This is a genomic window from Flavicella sp. (assembly GCF_029238425.1).
In the GTDB taxonomy this organism is placed as follows: domain Bacteria; phylum Bacteroidota; class Bacteroidia; order Flavobacteriales; family Flavobacteriaceae; genus Flavicella.
The window spans coordinates 1-22,804 of the sequence record NZ_JAQWGB010000139.1 but is presented as its reverse complement, the minus strand read 5'-3'; the positions used below and the strand labels follow the sequence as shown (position 1 = coordinate 22,804).

Annotated in this window: 15 protein-coding genes and 1 pseudogene; 10 read left to right on the top strand and 6 right to left on the bottom strand. The window is 30.5% G+C overall.

The window, feature by feature from the left end:
* The 4 genes and pseudogenes from P8H68_RS10255 to P8H68_RS10240 form a co-directional block, all read right to left on the bottom strand.
* A pseudogene (locus tag P8H68_RS10255) lies at positions 1-125 on the bottom strand (UDP-2,3-diacylglucosamine diphosphatase); the annotation flags it as partial.
* Positions 126-290: 165 nt separating this feature from the next.
* Positions 291-1,856: a S41 family peptidase gene (locus P8H68_RS10250; RefSeq protein ID WP_300324481.1), complete on the bottom strand. Its 1,566-nt coding sequence runs from the start codon at positions 1,854-1,856 to the stop codon at positions 291-293.
* Positions 1,846-2,277 (bottom strand): dCMP deaminase family protein, encoded by a 432-nt coding sequence (locus P8H68_RS10245; protein WP_300324478.1) that lies wholly within the window; start codon positions 2,275-2,277, stop codon positions 1,846-1,848. The genes P8H68_RS10250 and P8H68_RS10245 overlap by 11 nt, the downstream gene beginning before the upstream one ends.
* 113 nt (positions 2,278-2,390) lie before the next feature.
* Positions 2,391-2,987, bottom strand: a complete 597-nt coding sequence (locus tag P8H68_RS10240; RefSeq protein ID WP_300324475.1) for a HupE/UreJ family protein — start codon at positions 2,985-2,987, stop codon at positions 2,391-2,393.
* A gap of 142 nt (positions 2,988-3,129) precedes the next feature.
* On the opposite strand from P8H68_RS10240, the gene P8H68_RS10235 reads away from it, so the two are divergent.
* The 5 genes from P8H68_RS10235 (at position 3,130) to P8H68_RS10215 (ending at position 11,885) form a co-directional block, all read left to right on the top strand.
* Entirely contained in the window at positions 3,130-4,035 is a 906-nt protein-coding gene (locus P8H68_RS10235) for a formylglycine-generating enzyme family protein (RefSeq protein WP_300324472.1), read from the top strand.
* 34 nt (positions 4,036-4,069) lie between these two features.
* Positions 4,070-6,337 (top strand): tetratricopeptide repeat protein, encoded by a 2,268-nt coding sequence (locus P8H68_RS10230; RefSeq protein WP_300324469.1) that lies wholly within the window; start codon positions 4,070-4,072, stop codon positions 6,335-6,337.
* A 136-nt stretch (positions 6,338-6,473) separates the two neighbouring features.
* Positions 6,474-7,865, top strand: a complete 1,392-nt coding sequence (locus tag P8H68_RS10225; RefSeq protein ID WP_300324466.1) for a DUF1800 domain-containing protein — start codon at positions 6,474-6,476, stop codon at positions 7,863-7,865.
* A gap of 10 nt (positions 7,866-7,875) precedes the next feature.
* Positions 7,876-9,066, top strand: a complete 1,191-nt coding sequence (locus tag P8H68_RS10220; RefSeq protein WP_300324463.1) for a DUF1501 domain-containing protein — start codon at positions 7,876-7,878, stop codon at positions 9,064-9,066.
* A gap of 230 nt (positions 9,067-9,296) precedes the next feature.
* Positions 9,297-11,885 (top strand): T9SS type A sorting domain-containing protein, encoded by a 2,589-nt coding sequence (locus tag P8H68_RS10215; protein ID WP_300324460.1) that lies wholly within the window; start codon positions 9,297-9,299, stop codon positions 11,883-11,885.
* Positions 11,886-11,959: 74 nt separating this feature from the next.
* Here the strand turns inward: P8H68_RS10215 and P8H68_RS10210 are convergent, their stop codons facing one another.
* A complete protein-coding gene (locus tag P8H68_RS10210) occupies positions 11,960-12,976 on the bottom strand; it encodes a class I SAM-dependent methyltransferase (RefSeq protein WP_300324457.1) in 1,017 nt (338 codons plus the stop codon).
* A 182-nt stretch (positions 12,977-13,158) separates the two neighbouring features.
* Positions 13,159-13,590 carry a ribose 5-phosphate isomerase B gene (gene rpiB, locus P8H68_RS10205; protein WP_300324455.1) on the bottom strand — a complete coding sequence of 144 codons (432 nt, stop codon included), beginning with the start codon at positions 13,588-13,590 and terminating at the stop codon, positions 13,159-13,161.
* 1,002 nt (positions 13,591-14,592) lie between these two features.
* Between rpiB and P8H68_RS10200 the strand changes: the two genes are divergently transcribed.
* The 5 genes from P8H68_RS10200 to P8H68_RS10180 form a co-directional block, all read left to right on the top strand.
* Entirely contained in the window at positions 14,593-16,185 is a 1,593-nt protein-coding gene (locus tag P8H68_RS10200) for a hypothetical protein (RefSeq protein ID WP_300324452.1), read from the top strand.
* Between the two features lie 29 nt (positions 16,186-16,214).
* The gene (locus tag P8H68_RS10195; RefSeq protein WP_300324449.1) at positions 16,215-19,187 is read left to right on the top strand and encodes a T9SS type A sorting domain-containing protein; all 2,973 of its coding nucleotides are present in this window, start codon (positions 16,215-16,217) and stop codon (positions 19,185-19,187) included.
* Between the two features lie 421 nt (positions 19,188-19,608).
* Positions 19,609-21,822 carry a ribonuclease R gene (gene rnr, locus P8H68_RS10190; protein ID WP_300324486.1) on the top strand — a complete coding sequence of 738 codons (2,214 nt, stop codon included), beginning with the start codon at positions 19,609-19,611 and terminating at the stop codon, positions 21,820-21,822.
* A gap of 55 nt (positions 21,823-21,877) precedes the next feature.
* Entirely contained in the window at positions 21,878-22,609 is a 732-nt protein-coding gene (locus P8H68_RS10185) for a head GIN domain-containing protein (RefSeq protein ID WP_300324446.1), read from the top strand.
* Between the two features lie 73 nt (positions 22,610-22,682).
* Positions 22,683-22,804 (top strand): twin-arginine translocase TatA/TatE family subunit (locus tag P8H68_RS10180; RefSeq protein WP_300324484.1); only part of this gene is annotated, 122 nt, incomplete at its 3' end.

Below are 22,804 nucleotides of genomic sequence, written 5' to 3'. Positions count from 1 at the left end.
TCAGCATCCTTTTTTACAATGTCTAACCACTGTATAAACTTCTGCTCTCTCAGTTTACTTTTTTCGACTGTAGGAGCTCCAAAATGCTGATCTGAAGCAAAATATATTTTCTTTTTCTGGGTCAAATTATTAAATTTTAGCAAAGATAAGAATAGTTCCTACTTTGTTATTTTATTTTTAAAATTCCTGTTAGAATTAAAAAACTCTTTTATTCTTAACTGTTTTCCTTTAAAATTAGTTCTCGTTATTTTTCTAATTAAAAATTGGAACTAACTCGAACCGACAATAACTTATTGAAGGCTATCCAATTCTATTACTTTTAAAAGCATTGGATCTCTCCTGTCATTTATTTTAGAAAAAGATGTTTCATCAAAAATTTGACGCGCAATTAATGCTTTCAAATAATGACTTAACAATGCTTTTTTCTCTGCAGAAATATTTCTTTCCAAATTCGTTTCTGAAAGAAACACTTCTAAAATATTTTTCTGCTGTTCGGTATTTAAATCATACTTCTCAAAACCTTGTTCTAACAATTCGTTTCTATGATAATCAGCGTATTTAAACGTAAAAGAATTTATTTTTGAAAAGTACCCATTCTCAATATAAGAAGTTGTGTCAACTGCCACAAAAACATCCGGAATGATTCCCCCTCCTCCATACACAACCTTTCCTTTAGGAGTTGTAAATTTCAAAGAATCTATCACTTTTATACTATCTCTGGATAACAATTCTCCATTCAAAATCCTATCCTGATAATCGTGTGCATAATTTTCACCATCATTCAGTTTATACGGTTTTTGAATAGAACGACCAGTTGGTGTATAATATCTTGCAATAGTCAATCTCACTGCAGATCCATCTCCTAACTTCATTTCTTGCTGTACCAATCCTTTTCCAAAAGACCTTCTACCAATGATAACTCCTTGGTCGTTATCTTGTAAGGCTCCCGCAAATATTTCACTCGCTGATGCCGATCCTTCATCGATCAAAACATAGATGGTACCTCGTTCAAAAACACCTTGTTCAGTAGCATAAAATTCTTCCTTCTTTCCTTTGTTATTCTCTGTAAAAACAATGAGTTTTCCATCACTCAAAAATTCATCAATAATAGCATTTGCCACATGAATAAATCCACCTCCATTTTGACGTAAATCAAAGACTAAATTTTTCGCCCCTTTCGATTTTAAGTCGTTTAGTTTATCACTTACTTCATGATACGAAGTTGCAGCAAATCTCTCCAGTTTTAAATAGCCCAAACTATCATTGATCATATAAGCAACCTCAGCACTCTGAATAGCCACTTTATTTCTTCTAATAGTAATCGGGATCAGGTTTTCAGCACCTTTTCTATAGATTTGTAAATCTACCGTTGTATTTGAAGGTCCTTTTAATATTTTCACAATATCCCTACTTCGCATATTTTTACAATACAAAGTATCTTTATCTGCAATTAAAATTCTATCTCCTGCAAGTACTCCTGCAGTTTCACTAGGTCCGCCAGATAATATATGAGTCACTACCAAAGAATCTTGGTACATAAAAAATTGCACTCCAATTCCTTCGAAATTCCCTTGTAAATTTTCTTGACTAGCCGAATAAATTTCTTTTGGAAAATAAACCGAATGCGGATCTAAGTTAGAAATAATATCTGTGATTACATTGTCAAGGATACCATCTGTATCTACCTTATCAACATAATCTTGCTCAATAAATTGCAGTAGTTTTTTTATTTTTTGCTCGCTCGAATTCCCCTTAAAAAAAACATTTTCCGAAGGAAAGTTTAAACTGGCTCCCACTAAAATACCAAAGGCAATAGCGATTCCTAGAAATAAAGGAAAATTATTTTTATTCCTCATGGCCTTGTATTTGTTCTACCTCTATACCTGCTCTTATCAAAAATTCGACACCTGACAAATCTTTATAGGCATTTGCGTATACCACTCTTTTAATACCTGCTTGCAAAATAAGCTTGCTACAATCTTTACAAGGAGAAAGTGTAATATAAAGTGTAGCTCCTTTTGAAGATTGTGTAGAGGCTGCAACTTTTAAAATAGCATTAGCTTCAGCATGCAGTACCATCCATTTCGTATCTCCGCTTTCATCTTCACAACAATTATCAAAACCTGTGGGAGCTCCATTAAAGCCATCAGAAATAATCATTCTATCTTTTACAATTAAGGCTCCTACTTGTTTTCTTTTACAATGAGATAATTTTCCCCATTCAAAAGCCATATTTATATAAGCTCTATCGTATTTTAATTGTTTCTTTTTGGTCATAACAGATACTAGATTCGCACTAAAAATAATAGTTACTCAACACTCTTTGTGCTAAGAACAATCAAAAGTCGTGAATCTTATGGAAAGTGCCAAAAAACAAGGGAGTAATAAATTTATAACAAGTGTTTTATAAACCCATCATATCGTTCCATTAACATAGGAATCGTAATTCCTAAAATAATAGAAGAAATGACCACTATCCAATCTCTTTTAGAAATTTTAAAAATTGGTGTCAACAAATGATATAAGGCAACAATTACAATTACTATAATGATCTGTGCCAATTCTATTCCCAAAGAAAATTCTATCAAGGGTAACAGTTTAGCATCCAAACCAGAAATTAACATTTTAAAATAGTTAGAAAACCCTAGTCCGTGAATCCATCCAAAACAGAATGATAAAAACAGTAACAACTTTGAATTAGAGGTGTTTTTACCGCCAGTTAGCATATTGTTAATAGCCGTAATAAAAATAGTCAATGGAATTAAAAACTCCACCAAATCACCCGCCACATAAATAATTTTATATGCAGATAAGGCCAAACTTATAGTATGTCCTAAAGTAAATAAAGAGACCAACCATAGCATGTTTTTCCATTGTTTGAAAGAAAAAGAAACTACTAAAACTATTAAAAATAAAATGTGATCGTATGCCTTTATATCCAACACATGTGTGCATCCTAATTCTAAATAAAATAAAAAATCATTCATGGTATTATTTTTGCTCAAATGTAAAAAACTTATCATAGATGGTTACATTATTATAAAAATCATCTATATAAACGATGGAAAATTCCAACATCTGAAATAAATAAATTAATATTGCATAACAATATAAAGCATCGATACACTTATGAAACTCAGTATTCCTTTTTTTAGTATTCTATTTTTAATTTTTTCTTGTAAAAACAGACCAGAAACAACTAAAAAAACAACAACACCCGAACAAAAAATTGAAACTGCCCCAGTTGTACAAAATGAAGCTGATACGAGTAATATGGTACATTTTGCAGGGGGAACTATTACCATAGGAACCGATAATGGACCTGCAAATGAAGGACCTTCTTTTGAAACTCAAGTAGCCCCTTTTTATATTGATAAAAACTTAGTTTCTGTTGCGGATTTTAGAAAATTTATTAAAGCAACAAACTACGTTACTGAAGCTGATAAATTTGGGGACTCTGGTGTTTTTATGTTTGATCAAGGACAATGGCAACTTTTAAAAGGTGCCAATTGGAAATATCCGCTAGGAGAAACAAAACCACAAGCTTTAGACAATCATCCTGTAACTCATGTAAGTTGGAATGATGCACAAGCTTATGCTAGTTGGGCAGGAAAACGTTTGCCAACAGAATTTGAATATGAATTTGCTGCTAAAAATGGAGGTTCAACTATATATCCTTGGGGAAACACTGTTTTAAAAGACGGAAAATATATGGCCAATACTTGGCAAGGTGCTTCTGTACAAGATCAGGATACTAAGGATGGTTTCTTATTGACATCTCCTATCGGATATTATGGTGAATCTCCGGCTGGACTAACGGATATGGTTGGAAATGTTTGGCAATGGACTGCGGATGTTTACAGAAGTTACCCAGGAAACCCAAATCAGGAACCAGCAGATCCTAAAGTTAGAACTACTAGAGGTGGTGCTTTTATGTTTGATCAAGCAGGTGATAAAAGTTTTACAACTACGTTTAGAGCAAAAAATTCCATCGATACTTCTATCTTTAATATGGGGTTCCGTTGTGCTAAATAATTAGGAAATGAATACTCTTTTTAAGATCGTAAAAATGAATAAAAAATATATCCCACACACTTTACAAGTATCTTTATTATTGAGTATTTCGCTGCTTTTATTTTCTTGTGGTGAAGAAAAAAAAGAAGCTTATAAAAAAATTCCAACAGTAAAAACTAAAACTATTTATGCTTCTACAGATTCTATTCCTGATGCTCATTTTTTAGGAGATAAAACCTGTAAAGAATGCCATCAAGATCAGTTTAAAAAATGGAAAGGATCGCATCATGATAAATCCATGGATGTGGCTACTAGAGAAACCATTTTGGCTGATTTTAAAGGCGAAGTATTTAAAAGTCAAGGAGTCTCTTCTTCTTTTTTCAAAAGAAATGGAGAATTTTTTGCAAATACAGAGGGTCCTGATGGAAAAAATCATGATTATAAAATTGAATATGTTTTTGGAATCACTCCCTTGCAACAATACATTGTAAAATTTCCTAACGGTCATTACCAATGTTTAAGACAAGCTTGGGATACTAAAAAGAACAAATGGTTTGATTTGTATCCAGACTTCAAGGTAGTGCATTCAGAATGGTTGCATTGGTCTAGAGGTGGATTGAACTGGAATAATATGTGTGCAGATTGCCACTCTACCAACGTTCGTAAGCAATACAAACAAGATGATCATAGCTATGACACTAAATTTGCTTTGATCAATGTAAGTTGTGAAGCTTGTCATGGACCAGGAAAAGAACATGTAGCCGATGTAAAAGAACAAGGAGAAAATTATAGAGATTCTGGAACCATGCAAATGACTTTAGAAACTTCTCCTAAAGAATTGGTAGATCAATGTGCTCGTTGTCATATGCGAAGAGAAATGCTAACAGATCGTTTCAATTTTGAAGGAACCATGTTAGATCACTATTATCCTCAGTTATTAACAGAGCCTACTTATTATGCGGATGGTCAAATATTAGATGAAGATTATGTGTATGGTTCTTTTGTACAAAGTAAAATGTATCATGAAAATGTTACTTGTACCAACTGTCATGATGCACATACTCTAGAGCGTAAATTTGAAGGAAATAAATTGTGTGCTCAATGTCATGAGCCTAAAAGATACGATACTGAAGAACACTCATTCCACAAACTAGGAACAGAAGGTGCTTTGTGTATCAACTGTCATATGCCTGGTAGGTTTTATATGGGTAACGATTTTAGACGCGATCATAGTTTTAGAATCCCAAGACCAGATTTATCTGTAAAACATGGTACACCCAATGCATGTGTAGGATGTCATAAAGACAAAACAGACCAGTGGGCTGCGGATGTTTTGGTAAAATTAAAAGGAGCACCGAAAGAAAATCATTTTTCTGATTTATTAGTTCCGGGTTTAAAAAGAGTACCTGATGCACATGCAAAATTATTGCAATTGGCAAAAGATACCATTTATCCAGAAATTGCAAGAGCTTCGGCTATTATAGAATTGCCAAATTATAGAGATCATGCTATCGTAAGAAAACAATTACTTTCTTTTTTAAATGATGAATCTCCAATGGTTAGAGCCAGTACTGCAGATGCCTTAAATGAGATTTCTGATCCTGCCAATGTTAGTTATCTTTTGCCTTTGTTAAAAGATGAAAAAAGAGCCGTACGAATAAAAGCTTTTGGAGCGATCGCTATTATGGATGAAACAAAAATTCCTAGCAAATACAAAGCTGCTTTTGAAATAGTAAAAAAAGAATATTTTACATATTTAGATGGAATATCTGACTTTGTAGGTGGACGTATCAATAGAGCCAATTACATCCTTAAAAAAGGAGATTTACAAGGAGCCATCAAAGGTTATGAAAGTGCTTTAGAAATTGATAATATCAATAATATGGCTAGAACCAATTTGGCGAATTTATATTATCAAAATGGTGAATTGGAAAAAGCAGAAAAGGCTTTTAAAACCATTATCAAACAAGAACCTGAGTATGGTGCTACTTATTATTCTTATGGGTTATTGTTGGCTGAATTAAAAAGAACGGAAGACGCTATAGAACAACTGGAATTGGCTACAGTTCACATGTCTGATAATCCTAGGGCATATTATAATTTAAGTCTTTTATATGACGGAATTCAAAATAAAAAGAAAGCCGAATCTACTATCATCAGAGGACTGAAAGCATTGCCTCAAAATGAAAGTTTATTATACTTATTGGCTTATCATTATGCGAATAACAATCAAAAAGAAAAAGCTAAAAATATAGCACTGCAATTGGTAGAGTTATTCCCAAATAATTCTCAATATTTTACTTTTTTACAACAATTAAACTAGTTTTACAGAAAAGGGTATTTCTATTATTCTAAAAAATAATCAAGTATCTTTATAGAATTCTACTTTTATTTTATTCAAAATTAAACCTTTGGATAAAATAAAAGTCTATATATAAGAATTCAATAAAACCCTTTTTATGAAACAATCGCACATACAGCATTTATACTGGAGAGCCGGTTTTGGTATGGGTTATGATGAAATAAAAAATCATAAAAAAAAATCCACCAAAAAGGTAGTAAAAGCTTTATTCAAAGATTCTAAAAATATTACCCCCTTAAAAGTTGATTTAACTGAATTACGTGTTTTAAGAGAAAAAGATTACAAACAATTAATCAAAGATTTAGGACCGGATAAGCGCCGAGAATTGCAACAGCTTTCAAGGAAAAAAACAATAGAATTAAATACTGCTTGGATTGAAAGATTGGCAACCGATCAGGAAATTTTACGGGAAAAAATGACCCTATTTTGGGCCAATGTTTTTGTTTGTAAAGACAATAATATTTATGATATTCAACACTATAATAATGTATTGCGAAAAAATGCATTGGGTAGTTTTGGCGATTTTACCAAAGCGATCGCTCATGAAGCTTCCATGATAAAATATCTGAATAACAGGCAAAATAAAAAAGGGAAACCTAATGAAAATTTTGCTCGTGAATTGATGGAATTATTCACTTTGGGTGCGGGAAATTATACTGAAAAAGATATCAAAGAATCCGCTAGAGCATTTACGGGCTGGAACACCAATAAAAGAGGAGAGTTTGTCTTTCAGAAAAAAAACCATGACTTTGGGAAAAAGACATTCTTTGGAAAAACTGGTAATTTTGATGGAAATGATATCATTGATATTATTTTAGAACAAGAACAATGTGCTCGTTTTATTTGTGATAAAGTGTATAAATATTTTGTGAATCCTACTGTAAATAAGGAGCATTTAGAAGAAATGACAGCTGTCTTTTTTAAAGACTATGATATCGAAAATTTAATGCTGTATGTATTCTCATCTGATTGGTTTTATGCAGAAGAAAATATTGGTGTTAAAATAAAATCTCCGATTGAATTATTAGTAGGAATCAATAGAGTAGTACCCGTTTCTTTTCAAAAAAGAAAACAACAAATGTACTTCCAAAAAATGATGGGGCAGATTTTGTTAAATCCAGTAAATGTTGCCGGATGGAAAGGAAACACCAATTGGATAGATTCTAATACGTTGATGTTTCGATTGAAATTACCTTCAGTTATTCTTAACAATGCCGTGATTAGCCTAGAAGAAAAAGGGGATATTGAGGCTGATTTTAAAGATTTTTATAAGAAAAAGAAAAGAGGACAAAATTATTTTAAGACCACTGTTTCTTGGGATGTATTTGAAAAACAATACAAAAATGTAAGTCCAGAGGAATTAAGAGAAACTTTAATATTAAGCAGCATCAACCCAAAAACCAAGGAAATTATTGATGATTTAAAAATTAATTCTAATAAAGAATATTGTGTGCAATTGATGTCTATCCCGGAATACCAACTTTGTTAAAACTAGAGAGATGAAAAGAAGAGAATTTATAAAAAATAGTGCCCTAGCAAGCAGTTTGTTTATGGTGCCTAGTTTCGTAAAAGCTTTTGAAGATGTTGCTAAAAATTCTTTAGGTTTTAAAAAATTAGTCATCGTACAATTGGCTGGTGGAAACGATGGATTGAATACAATTGTGCCTTATAATAATGACATTTATTATAGAGAAAGACCTAGGTTAGCTATAAAAAAAGAGGCTGTTTTAAAAATCAATGAAGATTTAGGTTTTCATAAAAACATGGCTCCCTTAAAAAATTTATACGACCAGGGTTATTTGTCAATTATCAATAATGTTGGTTATCCTGATCCTAATAGATCTCACTTTAGATCTACAGACATTTGGCATACCGGAAGTGATGCGAATGAATATTTAGATACAGGTTGGTTAGGAAGGTTTATTGATATCAATGGTAAAAAACCATATGCCGGAATTGAAGTAGATGATAGTTTGTCTTTGATCATGAAAGGAAAAGATATCAATGGAATTGCAACTCAAGATCCTAGAATTTTATTCAACACAACACAAACGCCTTACTTCAAAAAAATTGTAAAAGAACAAAGCGATGCTCATTTGAGTGAACATAACTTAGGATATCTTTATAAAACAATGATAGAGGCAAACTCCTCTGCAAAGCATATTTATGATACTTCTAAGACCTTTAAAACAAAATTAGAATATCCGGGAAACCCTTTTGGTAAACAATTGAAAACAACGGCAGAACTGATAAATTCTGGTTTAGACTCTAAAGTGTATTATGTATCTATGGGTGGATTTGATACACATTTCAACCAAGATCAAAGACAAAATCAATTGTTAGATGTTTACAGTAAATCCATGGAGGTTTTTGTAAAAGACTTAGAACAAAATGATACTTTTAAAGATACCTTGATTTTGACATTTTCTGAGTTTGGAAGACGTGTAAAAGAAAATGGATCAAAAGGAACAGATCATGGAACCGCAAATAATATTTTCTTGATCGGAAAAAATTTAAAGAAAGCTGGTTTTTATAATGAACTCCCAGATTTATCAGATTTAGATTCCAATGGAGATTTAAAATATTCTGTTGATTTTAGAGAAGTATATGCGACCATTTTAAACAATTGGATGGAAGTTGACGATAAAAAAATTCTAAATAAATCTTTCTCTAAGTTAGATTTTATATAGCATAATTAATTTTTGTTGGGTTTTAAATTAATTAAGAAAGCCGGCTGATTTATTTCAGCTGGCTTTTCGCTGTTGTCTAGTTTCTGTAAACTCTAAAAAGCACTTTACTGCTTTGGTCAAGTTTATTTCTATGTAAAACAAGTAATTTGAGTTTCAAAAAAAGCGCTCAGTATCTCTTTCTAGGATTCTAATCTTTTATTTTTGAGCAACCTATAATAAGTACCAAAACTATGACTAAGCTAAACCAACAAATTTTTGTTTTATTTTTTCTGATTTTCGCGCAAGTGCTATCTGCAAAAAATATTTATGTTTCCACTACGGGAAACGACGCTAATGATGGATCGGAAAACAATCCTTATAAAACGTTTTCAAAAGCAGTTTCTGTAATGACCGCAGGAGATGTTTGTATTATCAAAGGTGGTGTGTATGAACAATCCCTAGTTGTTAACAAAAATGGAAACGCCTCCAATTACTTAATTTTTAAAGCTGCGGATGGAGAAAAAGTTGAAATCAAAGCCACAACCCAAGTAACGGGATGGCAAAACTATCAAGGAAATATTTATAAAGCAGCTGTTTCTATGGGAATTGATAGCAGATTTAGAGCTGTTTATCACAACACCAATTATATGGATTTGGCAAGATGGCCTAATAATGCTGATAATGATCGTTGGACGGTAGATTGTACTCCTGTGACAGGGGGAGATGGTTCTCATTTTCTTGTAAACACCATGCCTGATATAGATTGGTCAGGTGGAATTGTGTATTATTTAGGAGCCCATTCAGGAACAAGTTGGACTCGTACCATAACCTCAAATACTACTACAAGAATTAATCATGCTGGTGTGGATATCAACAAATGGCCTTTTTCAAACCATAACCCAACTTGGCTAGAAGGAAGTCCAGATAACCGAAGAGGGCAATTGTATTTATTCAATAAATTAGAAGCCTTAGACTATGCAAATGAATGGTATTATGATGCCGCTTCTCAAATGTTATACTTACAAACCGAAGATGGAAATATACCTGCCGATAATTCTGTTGAATTTGCTACCCATAAATTTGCTGTGGAGCTTAAGGGAGATTATATCAAATTGCAAGGGTTGGATATTTTTGGTGGAAGCGTAAAAATTCATAACAAAGCTGATAACAATTCAATAGAAAATTGCAGCATCATACATGGTAGTGAAGGACATGATTCATTAACAAATACCTCAGCACAAGTAGGAGACGCAGCTTTAGAAATTTTAGGAGACAATACCGTTATTTCTGGCTGTACTATAGATCATAGTTCTGTAAGTGGAATTGTGGTTTCAGGTTGGGCAGCATCCAATGTAACTTTAGAAAAAAATACCATAAAAAATATTGATTATGTAGGGATTCATGCTTCTCCAATACGATGCAGCGCTAATAATTCTAAAGTTCTAAAAAACTATATAGAGAATGCCGCAAGAGATGGTATGTATGTAACCGGAGTAAATTTTGAAGTAGCTTATAATGACGTTTCTCATTCCCAATTGATAAATAGTGACTCAGGTATATTTTATACCGTTGGAAATGACAACCTAAGAAATGCAGAAATCCATCATAACTGGTTTCATGATGCCGCGGCGCCCGAATATTCTCATCAACCAGGAAAGCCAGGAAAGGCAGCTGGAATCTATTTAGATAACGACAGTAAAGGATTTACCGTACACCATAATGTGGTTTGGAATGTATCCTGGACTGGATATCAAATAAACTGGAACAATACCTATTTAGATTTTTTCCATAATACTTTATGGCAGCCTTATGAAGCCATGGGATCATGGGTCAATGGTTATCCACAAGCGGATAATAAAGTGTATAATAATTATTCAAGTCACCCGGATTGGTTTGCAGGAGAAAACGGAAACGAATTTGATATCAAGAACAATTTAATAGATATCAACTCTCCTTTTGAAGCTGCCGATAATCAAAATTTTTATCCTAAAGTAGGAAGTGCTGTGGTAGATAAAGCTCCTGAAATTTCGGGCTTTGACAAACCTTATAAAGGTGCCTCTCCAGATATTGGTGCCTATGAATTAGGTGGGACAAGATGGACTGCGGGGATCAATGCTATAGAAGATACTGGAGAAGGTAATCCTTGGTCTATTTATGATACTAAATTTACCATAGTTACCTATTCAGAATCTTGTCCTACACAACAAGATGGACAGTTATCAATTAGTGCCGATTTTTATGAAAACTACAAGGCTACTTTTAATGGCAGCACCTATGCTTTCAATGATGAAAAAGGAATTGAAAATATTTCCCCTGGAACTTATGAATTATGCATTTCAATCGATGGGAATAGTGATAAGCAATGTTTTAGTTTGGTTATCAATGAAGCCTCTCAAATAGCGAGTAAGTCAGTTTTAAAGGACAATTATATTTCTTATTCTATAGAACAAGGAACGGCTCCTTTTGAAGTTTCCATAAATGATAAAATTTATTTAAAAACAGCGACGTTAGAATTTGATGTTCCTGTAAATAAAGGAGATAAAATTTCTTTAAAATCTAGCAAAGAATGTGAAGGAGAATTAACGAAAATAATAAATTTTTCTACCATTATCGCTAGTTATCCTAACCCAACAAGCACTGATTTTACTATTGAATTTCAAGGAAATGATGGTAGCATTCCAATCGCTATTTACAATAGTAATATGCAATTGCTATCTGAAAAAAATTATAAAATCAATTCAGGAAAAATTACACTTGATATGAGCCATTTACCTTCTGGAATTTATATGGCTAAAATTCTAACTCATGAGTTAGAAGTCTTAAAAATTATCAAACTATAACAGTTAAAACAGAAAACAAAAAAAACGAAGATTTACATTCTTCGCTTTTTTGTTTTATAAAGTATATGAATCCTTTATTTTTCAAAAACTGCGCACAAAATTGGACCTCTTTCATTACAAATAATAGTTGATGGTTTCAAACTTTTCTTTATTTGTAAATAAGTTGATTTTAAGAAATATAAATTACCATAAAGATTCTTGAAAAATAATTTTACAGGACCATTTTTTTTAGGAAGTTTTGGATTTATTAATTCCCAATCCGCATTAAGTATAGGCTGTCTAAACTTTTTTCGTCTTGCTTTCTCTGCGTTATATGTCTTAGGTTTTTTTCTGTAGTAATTTGAAAATGAAACAAAACTTATATTTAAATCTAATGTTCTAGCGATAAATCTCATAGATTTTTCACCAAACCACCAATGATGTACAGGTGGAGCTTCACTATCCCAAACAATATCAAATGGTGCAATACTCCTATTAGGTGTTGTAACAATGGCTTTTCCATTATCAGCCAACATTTCTTTTACCGTCTCAATAAATTTTATTGGATCTTCTAGATGTTCAATAACCTCTGTAAGAATAATAATATCATAGCTGTTTTTAGCCTCCTTTACAAATTCAAATAAATCGGCACACACATAATAATCACCAAATTTTTCTTTTGCGTTTGCGATAGCTTCTTTAGAAATATCCAACCCTATAGCATTATATCCTTCCTTATTTAAGGCATATGTTAAATACCCTAAACCACAACCAATCTCTAAGATCTTTAATTGATTATTTGATTGCTGCTGTTTTGAAAGTTCATTGGCAACAGACCAATATGCCTCTTCGCTATCTGTTAAAAATTGCAAAGGCTTTTTTTGAGACTTTATTCGATTTGAATAGGACCAATACCTATTGTACCCAGGAACGTTATCACCATTTTTATAAATGAAATCGTAAATTTTATTTGCATTTATTTTTTCTGAAGGAAAAGTAGTTTCGCAGGAAGAACATAGATAAATATCTAATTTCATTTCACTTTGATACCCAACAAAATCTTCTAATTGTAATTTGATTTTATCAGAATTACACAAGGGACAATTTTTCATTTTTTTTATAAACTTAGAAATTATTATTCAATTAACACTACCAACAAAGAACGAAGGCAATTTTATTTTTTTTAAAAGTATTGATATTCTTTTCTCTTTATCCTCAAAAAAAAATGTAAGAAACAAAAAAAAGCGAAAGATAATATCCTTCGCTTTTTTTGTAATTATTGGCAACTAGTTGCCTAGCTACAAGAAATTTTATCTACTCTGTTTTGATGACGTCCTCCTTCAAACTCAGTGTTTAAAAAAGTTTCTACCATTGCTAATGCTTGTGGAATTGAAGTATAACGTGCAGGAATACACAAAACATTTGCATTGTTATGTTGTTTGATCAACTCAACAATCTCTTTGGTCCAACACAATCCAGCTCTTACATTAGCATATTTATTTGCAGTCATAGCAACTCCATTAGCACTACCACAAATTAAAATTCCTAAATCTACTTGTTTTGTATCAACTGCTCCAGCCACTTTATGTGCAAAATCAGGATAATCAACACTATCAAAACTATCTGTACCATAATTAGTTACAGTAATTCCTTTTTTTTCTAATAATTCTACGATCGCTGATTTATAATCTGGCCCAGCATGATCATTCCCAATTGCTATTGTCATTTTTATTGTATAATAATTATTTATGCAAAAATACATTAAATAAGAAAAGGAATCAAAAGCATCTATAGAATTCTTAGGGATTGCTAAGCAGCTTATCAACAAAGTTTATAACTCTTGTTTATTAAGTGCAATATCTAAAATTTAAAACAGTAACTCGAATGACTAATTTTACCGTGAATTTAGATCGTGTTTTTCGGCTAATTTTTGAAACTAAAATAACTGATAATATTTTTTTTGAAGTTCTCATACTTATCAACAATTAACAAATGTTAATCTATTTAATATCAATCAATTAACATTTATATAACATGTATTTAGAACCTAAAAACTTCAATTTTATCAGCTATTAACAAGCTTTCTAACAACTTTTATAAAACTACCTATAAATAAACACTTTAGGTATGTTACTCAAATGTTAACAAATAACCGTTAAAAAACAACAAGTAAATTTGGTTATTAAATCAAAAAAAACAATACAGTGAAGGGTATCATATTCGCAAATTTATTTTCAGAAAAATAGTTTACAGTTATGAACAAAAATTTTGGCAGTTATGAGCATTGAAAAACTAAAAACCTATCTACTTTTTGAAAAAAGTAAACTTAAAACACGACTTGTTAATAACTGTATTACTTTATCTGAAAAACAAAACATTATGATGTTTATAACGTATTAACAACATCAAACAAGAATCTATTCTTCTAAAAACCTAGAAAATTCTAAAAAAGTTATTGGGTCTATTAACAGACAATAATAGAACATTATTCTTTTTTTAAAATTTCAAAATAAAATATATATATAGTTATATGTGTTTATAACAATTGTATGTACTAACTATTTTATTTTACTCTTATGGATACAACTTGTGTGGTACAATGTAAATATGCCTTATTGAAACTCTAAACTTAAGTTAATACTAAAATGCTTTTCGAATTCTTAAAATATCTATTTTTGTATTTTAAAATATATATAATATGAATAGAAAAATTACTCTTTTAGTACTCATGGTTTTCACTGTAATAGTTGGGTATGGGCAGAACGTAGCTGCGTTGGATTCTAATTTTGAAAATTATCTGGAAACGCATGATATAAATGGAAATACAGTTCTTTTAGGAGCTGCTACCAGTTTAGGTAATGGAACAATCGATAACTTGCTAACTCTATCTAAATTAGAGGGAATAACAGTTTTAAATATTCCTAGTTTAGGAATTAATAATTTAGACATTATTCAAGCTTTTGTTAATTTAGAAACGCTGGATTGTTCTGGAAATAATATTGAGTATTTAGATTTATCTGATAATACTAAATTAGTTTCTTTAGATTGCAGTAATAATGATCTTCAGGTAAGTTTGGATGTGAGTAATAAAGATGCGCTTTTTTCATCTTTTGATGCTAGTGGTAATACGGATTTGGAATGTATAGGTGTTGATTTAGAGTATGTTAGTTATATGGAGTTAAACTTTTCTGATGGGAAAGGAGTGGGGACTTATAATTCTAACTGTACAGAAACTTGGGTTGGAGATGCTAATTTTGAAAATTATTTAGAAACTCACGATGCTTCAGGAAATATTGTTTCGGTAGGAAGTACTAATAGTATGGGAAATGGTATTGCAGCTGATAATAAAATATTTGTTGAAAGAGTGAATACAGTTGTAAACTTGGATGTATCTAATCAATCCATTGCAAGTGTACATGGTATTGAACAATTTGTTGCTTTAGAAACTTTTAATTGTTCGTCAAATAGTTCTATAGCGGAAATTAATCTTTGGAACAGTGGGGCCCTTGAAACAATAGATTTTTCTAATAATAATTTATCTTATATAGGTTTTCACAGTAGTCCTAACTTAGTATCTATAAATGGGGCTAATAATGCATTGTTAAACGTTTCTACAAATGCTAATTCAGCGCTAACCACACTAGATGTTTCTGATAATTCTATTCTTAATTATCAGTTGGATTTAACAACTAATACGTTATTACAAACCTTAGATGTTTCAGGAAATACGGGATTAAATTTATTAAATTTAAGTAATCAATCGGTTTTGGTAGATTTAAAAGTTGCTAATACAGGATTTTCTAGTTTAACAGGACAAGTTCATGATAGCGGTACATTAGTATTAGGTGCTAATGTTGGTTTTACTGCGTTAGATTTTTCTGACTGTAGTTTTGTAGAATTAGATTTAAGTGGGATGACAAGTTTGACAGATTTAAACGTATCTTCTAATTCGCTTACAGATTTGAATATTAAAAATGGTAATAATTCTAATTTAACAGCTTTTAACGCCACGTCAAATGTTGGTTTATCTTGTGTAGAAGTAGATTCTAAATCTTATATGGATGCTAATTGGTTAACTGAAATTGATGGAACAACTGCTTACAGCGAAGATTGTTCTACGGCTAGTTTAGATAGTGCTTATCTAGATAGTTTAACGATATCTATTAGTAATCATCAGATATCGGTAAATTCGGATTCTGTAAAAGTTATTGTTTATAATTTCTTAGGAAAACAGGTTGTAAATCAAAATTTACATGGAATGTTTATTGTAAAAATTATTGATGCTAACAACAGTATTAGAGTAGAAAAAATATATTTGTAGATTATATATTCATTCAATAAAAAACGGGAATGTATTTATATATGTTGCCGTTTTTTTATTTTGATACGATTGACGTATTTTATACATTTAAAAGAAGTACTTTCGAAAAAAAATATAAAATAAAAATGAAAAGATTTTTTTTCTTTAGTATCTACTTATTTTTAAGTTTTAATGTTTTTGCTCAGCTAACATATATACCAGATGATAATTTTGAACAGTATTTAATTGATAAAGGGTTGGATGATGTATTAGATGATTATGTCTTGACATCTAATATTAATACTCAATATAGTTTATTTATTACGAAAAAAAATATTTCTGATTTAACAGGTATAGAGGATTTTGAAAAGCTATCTATGTTGTTTTGTTATGGTAATAATATTACTAGTTTAGATTTATCATCAAATCCTCTGATTCATACGGTATATTGTGATGATAATATTATTAGTAATTTGAATGTTAGTAACAATCCATTGTTAACTACATTATCCGCCAGTTCTAATAATTTAAGTAGCCTTGATATATCTGGAAATCCAAATTTAAAAACGTTAAGAGTTTCTTCAAATAATCTAACTAGTTTGGATGTAAATGATAAAACTAACTTAATAAGTTTAGGTTTTTCAAATAATAAGATAAGTACTATAAATATTAATAATAATACTAAGTTAACTGGCCTGACCTGTGCATCAAATCAATTAATTATCTTAGATATCTCTTCTAATAAGGAATTGACTTTTTTAGCTTGTTCTTCTAATGATTTAGTAAATTTAAATCTAAGCGAAAATAATTTAATCACTACTCTATATTGTTCAGATAATAATCTAAATAGTTTAGATATTAGTGAACTTAAAGATCTTTCTATATTTGAATGTGAATCTAATAATTTAACCAACCTGGATGTAAGTTCTAATACCAAATTAACTAATTTTTCATGTTCTGATAATCAATTGGAAAGTCTTAATTTAAAAAATGGAAATAATAATAAAATATTACATGCTAATTTTAATGCACAAAATAATTCTAATCTAAGCTGTATAGAAGTTGATAATGAGTCTTATAGTTCTTTACATTGGAGCTACGTAGATAATACGACTTCTTTTAGTGTGGATTGTAGCGGTACGCATACCGATGATACTTATATTCAAGATTCTAATTTTGAGCAAGCTTTGATAAATTTAGGGTTAGATACAGAATTAGATCATTATGTAGTTACTGCTTCTATTTCTGAAATTGAAACGTTAGATATTAGCAATAATTCAATTAAGGAACTACAAGGTATCAAGGCTTTTACGGCCTTAAAAAATTTAGATTGTTCCAATAATAATTTAGATGAATTAAATTTAGAATCGAATTTAGAATTACAAGTTTTAGATTGTTCTAATAATAATTTAATGAACTTATTTTTAGGCAATCATATCAAATTAACATCGTTGAATTGTAGTTCAAATAATTTATTTGAATTAAATATTAAAAATGGAAATAACAACAATTTCATAGCTTTCAATTCTGTTTCTAATGATGATTTAGTTTGTATTGAAATAGATGATAAATCTTATAGTGATTCAAATTGGTTAAACATTGATGTTCAAATGAATTTCAATGAAAACTGTGGATCTTACAAAAAATTAGATTCTACTTATATTCCTGATGATAATTTTGAGCAGAAAATCATAAATATGGGACTAGATGATAGAATAGATAACTATGTTTTAACAGCCAATATCAAGAATGTAAGCCGTTTAAGTTTATCATCAGCTAATATTAAAAACTTAGTAGGTATAGAAGATTTTGAATTTTTAACTGAATTATTTTGTGGTAGAAATAGTTTAGTTGATTTAGATGTAAGTTCTAATTTATTATTATCTAATTTGGACTGTTCTGAAAATTATTTAACTAATCTGGATGTAAGTTCAAATACTAAGTTAACAAAACTTTGGTGTAGAAATAATTATATACATAATTTAGATTTAAGATTTAATACTGAAATAACTAATTTAAGTTGTTCAAACAATAATATAAATAAATTGAATTTAAGTTCCAATACTGAATTAACGGATTTGTATATATTTAATAATAATTTATCAAGTTTAGATATAGAATCTAATGTAAAATTAACCACTGTATCTTGTGTTAATAATAATTTGGATAGTTTCGATGTTAGTGCTAATGTTTCATTAACTAGTTTATCATGTTCGGAAAACAATTTGACGGATTTAGATGTGGATTTAAATACACAATTAACTTATTTAAATTGTTCTGATAATAATATATCAGCGTTAGATGTAAGTTCTAATATTGAATTAATTACTTTAAGTTGTTATGAAAATAATTTAACCAGTTTAGATGTAAGTTCCAACAATAAATTAGATTTACTTTATTGTAATGTTAATGATATTTCTAATTTAGATATTAGTTCTAATGTTGCGTTAACTTCTTTGTTTTGTCATGAAAACAGTCTTACGAATTTAGATGTAAGTTCAAATATATTATTGACTTTATTAAATTGTTCAAATAATAAATTAACTAGTTTGGATTTAAATTCTAATACCTCTTTAGTTAGAGTGAATGCTTCTTCGAATAACTTTAAAAGTTTAAAGATAAAAAACGGAAAGAATACAAAAATACTTGGCAAAAATTTCAATATAGAAAATAACGAAGAAATAGAATGTATTGAAGTAGATAACGTGGCCTATAGTATAGCTAATTGGTCAAGTAAAGATTCAGGAGCTAGTTTTTCTGAAAATTGTAATTACAACCTGACAGTTGTTACCTTTGAAAAGGACAATTACAATATATATCCAAATCCTTTTTCAGATAAATTATACATAAAAAGCGATGCGATTCTTGATTCTATTACAATTACTACGCTTCAAGGAAAACAAATTAAGCATATTACTATGGTAGATGACTCTATTGATCTATCCTATATAAAAACAGGAATGTATTTATTAAAGATAATTTCTAACGGTAAGGTTGTTATTAAAAAAATTATCAAAAATTAGAATTTGATGCGTTTAGTTTTCTAATGAATCTAAATGTTACCTTTGACAAGCTTAGAGTATGTTGGTTAAGTTTATATTAGATAAATAAATAGTAGGTTTCTAGTTTAAAATAGTAAGAAAATTAAATGTACCCTAAGTTTTTCGAAGGGGATTAATATTATTAAAACCTTGTAATTCATTTTACAAGGTTTTTTTATATGAAAAATGAAGGTTTAAGAATTCCTTAACGCCTTTCAATTTATCTTAGCATAAATTAGCGTAGCTTTGCAGCAGAATTATTAATAATAAAACCATGCAGCCTTTAAAAAGGCAACCTTAGCAAGCATAGGTTGAACTCCTGTTAAAATTTCACTTTTATTAAACAACAGGAATGACAAATACGAGAACTTTATTCGTATTTTTAAAAAAACAAAAACATAGAATGTCAAGAGGAAAGAAAAAAATATATAAAAAAAAGGGAAAAGTAATCAAAGACCTGACTCGAAAAATATTGGGAGTATTTAGTAAAAATTCCGATAATATATTGAATTACAAACAAGTTTGTGCCAAGTTAAAAATTGAAGATGCAGACGGAAGAGGACAGGTAATAAAAAAGATTGAAGATTTAAAAGGTCAAGGAAAATTAGAAGAAGTAGACAGAGGTAAGTATATTTTAAATCAAGATAAAAATTATCATATCGGTACCTTGGATTTAACGTCTAGTGGGAATGCTTATTTTATTTGTGAGGATTTTGAAAATGATGTTTTTATTCCTTCTATCAATGTCAACAGAGGTTTGGATAAAGATACCGTAAAGGTATATGTTTATAACAAACGTAGAAGTTCTAAAAAAGAAGGAGATGTTGTAGAAATTATAGAACGTGCAAAAACAGAATTTGTGGGAGTATTGCAGGTGAGCAAAAATTTTGGTTTTGTAGTGCCTGACAATAATAAAATGTATTCTGATATTTTTATTCCTAAAGATGAATTAGGAGAGGCAGTGAATGGTGAAAAAGTAATTGCAGAAATTACCGATTGGCCAGAAAATTCAAAAAATCCATTTGGTAAGGTTACGCAAGTACTTGGTATGCCTGGGGATCATAATACTGAAATACACAGTATTTTGGCAGAGTATGGATTGCCTTATGAATTTCCAGCTCATGTGGAGAGAGAAGCCGAAGAATTGGATACTACCATTACGGAAGAAGAAATTGCAAAGCGTAGAGATATGCGTAAAGATTTAACTTTTACCATAGATCCTAAAGATGCCAAAGATTTTGATGATGCACTTTCGTTTACCGTATTGGAAAATGGAAATTTTGAAATAGGAATTCATATTGCTGATGTTTCACATTATTTAGCGTTAGATTCTGAAATGGAAAAGGAAGCTTATGAAAGAGCTACTTCTGTGTATTTGGTGGATAGAGTAGTGCCTATGTTGCCAGAAAAATTATCCAATGGAGTATGTTCTTTACGTCCACATGAAGAAAAATTAACGTTTTCTGCCGTGTTTGAATTGAATGAAAAAGCACAATTGGTAAATGAATGGTACGGAAGAACCGTAACGTATTCTGATGAGCGTTTTGCTTATGAAGAAGCCCAAGTTATCATTGAAGAAGGAAAAGAAAATACAAAAGCAACCATCCCAGAAGAAATTTCTATTAGAGAAGGTTCTTATGAGGTTTCTGAGGATGTTGTGAATGCAGTGTTACAATTAGACACTTTAGCAAAAATAATGCGTAAAAAGCGTTTAAAAGACGGTGCTATTACTTTTGATAAGGTAGAAGTAAAGTTCAATTTAGATGAAAATGCTGTTCCACTTGGAGTTTTCTTTAAAGAATCTAAAGATGCCAACAAGCTGATTGAGGAATTTATGTTATTAGCCAATAGAAAAGTATCTGAATTTGTAAGTCGTAAAAAAGGACGACCTACTAAAAATACTTTTGTGTATAGAGTGCATGATGAGCCTAATGTTGATAAGTTAACGGCTTTACAAGGAATCATTCATAAATTTGGATACAGTATAGATTTGAAATCCAGACAATCGACTTCAGATAGTTTGAATAAATTATTAGAAGATGTGCATGGAAAAGGGGAATCAAACATGATTGAAACCTTAGCCATCCGATCTATGAGTAAGGCGGAATATACCACCGATAATATTGGACATTACGGATTGGCTTTTGAACATTATTCTCATTTTACTTCTCCGATCAGGAGATATCCCGATGTGATGGCGCACCGTTTGTTGCAAAATTATTTAGACGGGAATCCTTCTCCAAAACAAGAAGAGTATGAAGAGAAATGTAAACATTCTTCTGAAATGGAATATTTAGCAACCAAAGCGGAAAGAGATTCTATAAAATACATGCAAATCAAATACATGCAAGATCATGAGGATCAAGAATTTTTGGGTGTAATTTCTGGTGTTACTGAATGGGGGATTTATGTTGAAATCATTGAAAATAAATGTGAGGGTATGGTAAGAATTCGTGATATCAGAGATGATTATTATACTTTTGATGAAAAACAATATGCCTTGGTGGGACAAGCGACCAACAATATGTATCAATTGGGTGATGAGGTAAAAGTAAAAGTGAAAAATACCGATTTGGATAGAAAACATTTAGATTTTACCTTAATTCAAGATGTTTAAATAATTCCTATGGCATTAAATTTGCTTGCCTAGAATAGAATAAAAATAATACAGAATGAAAAAAATAATAGTTGCAATGTTCTTTTTGGTGGTCGCTTCGGCAACCGCTCAAGATATCATAGAAATTGATTTAGAAAAATTCGACAAGTTAAAAGTGTACAATGGCTTAAATGTTAATTTGATAAAATCAGATCAACAAAAAATTGAAATTAGCGGAGAAAGAGCCAATGAAATTTTAGTAAAAAATAAAAAAGGAACTCTAAAAATTTCCTTGGATTTGTTAAACTCTTTCAATCATCAAAAGGTGGTAATAAATTTATTTTACAACAGTAATATTGCCGAAATGGAAGCAAAGCAAGGTGCTGTTATTAGATCTACAGATATTTTCAAACAAACGCAATTGACTATCAGTGCACAAGAAGGAGCTTATATTAAATTAGACATGGAGGTAGATTATCTTACCGCCAAAGGGATTACAGGTGGGCATTTTCAATTAAAAGGAATTACAGAAACTCAGAATGTTAGTGTCGTTTCAGGTTCTAGTTACGAAGCTTTTTATTTAGAATCTAACTTAGCAACCATGTATGTTTCTACAGGATCTACTGCTCAAATACAAGTAAGCAAAGCATTAGATGCCAAAGCAAAACTAGGAGGAACGATTGAGTTTGCTGGAAGACCAGAATCTGTGAGTACGGCAGAATCTATGGGTGGAAAAATAAAAAAAGCAAAAGAAGATAAAGAAATAGATGTTGCGGAAAAGCAACAACTAAAATCTGAAGAGGCTTAAAAATATCTGATTTGTAGAAAAATAGGCATATGTAATTCAAAGTTATTATATTTGTCACATAAAATTATTAGAAATGAATTTACAGAGTATTTTTTTAGGGATGATTGGTCCACCACAAGTAATATTAATTGTTGTTGTTGTATTATTACTTTTTGGAGGTCGTAAGATTCCAGAATTAATGAAAGGTCTTGGTGG

What these genes read in the sequence shown, in the direction of transcription:
- P8H68_RS10200 (WP_300324452.1), top strand. Translation starts at nt 14,593, where the DNA reads ATGGTTTTCACTGTAATAGTTGGGTATGGGCAGAACGTAGCTGCGTTG.
- P8H68_RS10240 (WP_300324475.1), bottom strand. Translation starts at nt 2,987, where the DNA reads ATGAATGATTTTTTATTTTATTTAGAATTAGGATGCACACATGTGTTG.
- P8H68_RS10220 (WP_300324463.1), top strand. Translation starts at nt 7,876, where the DNA reads ATGAAAAGAAGAGAATTTATAAAAAATAGTGCCCTAGCAAGCAGTTTG.
- P8H68_RS10225 (WP_300324466.1), top strand. Translation starts at nt 6,474, where the DNA reads ATGAAACAATCGCACATACAGCATTTATACTGGAGAGCCGGTTTTGGT.
- P8H68_RS10235 (WP_300324472.1), top strand. Translation starts at nt 3,130, where the DNA reads ATGAAACTCAGTATTCCTTTTTTTAGTATTCTATTTTTAATTTTTTCT.
- P8H68_RS10185 (WP_300324446.1), top strand. Translation starts at nt 21,878, where the DNA reads ATGAAAAAAATAATAGTTGCAATGTTCTTTTTGGTGGTCGCTTCGGCA.
- P8H68_RS10195 (WP_300324449.1), top strand. Translation starts at nt 16,215, where the DNA reads ATGTATTTATATATGTTGCCGTTTTTTTATTTTGATACGATTGACGTA.
- P8H68_RS10210 (WP_300324457.1), bottom strand. Translation starts at nt 12,976, where the DNA reads ATGAAAAATTGTCCCTTGTGTAATTCTGATAAAATCAAATTACAATTA.
- P8H68_RS10250 (WP_300324481.1), bottom strand. Translation starts at nt 1,856, where the DNA reads ATGAGGAATAAAAATAATTTTCCTTTATTTCTAGGAATCGCTATTGCC.
- P8H68_RS10230 (WP_300324469.1), top strand. Translation starts at nt 4,070, where the DNA reads ATGAATAAAAAATATATCCCACACACTTTACAAGTATCTTTATTATTG.
- P8H68_RS10245 (WP_300324478.1), bottom strand. Translation starts at nt 2,277, where the DNA reads ATGACCAAAAAGAAACAATTAAAATACGATAGAGCTTATATAAATATG.
- rpiB (WP_300324455.1), bottom strand. Translation starts at nt 13,590, where the DNA reads ATGACAATAGCAATTGGGAATGATCATGCTGGGCCAGATTATAAATCA.
- P8H68_RS10215 (WP_300324460.1), top strand. Translation starts at nt 9,297, where the DNA reads ATGACTAAGCTAAACCAACAAATTTTTGTTTTATTTTTTCTGATTTTC.
- rnr (WP_300324486.1), top strand. Translation starts at nt 19,609, where the DNA reads ATGTCAAGAGGAAAGAAAAAAATATATAAAAAAAAGGGAAAAGTAATC.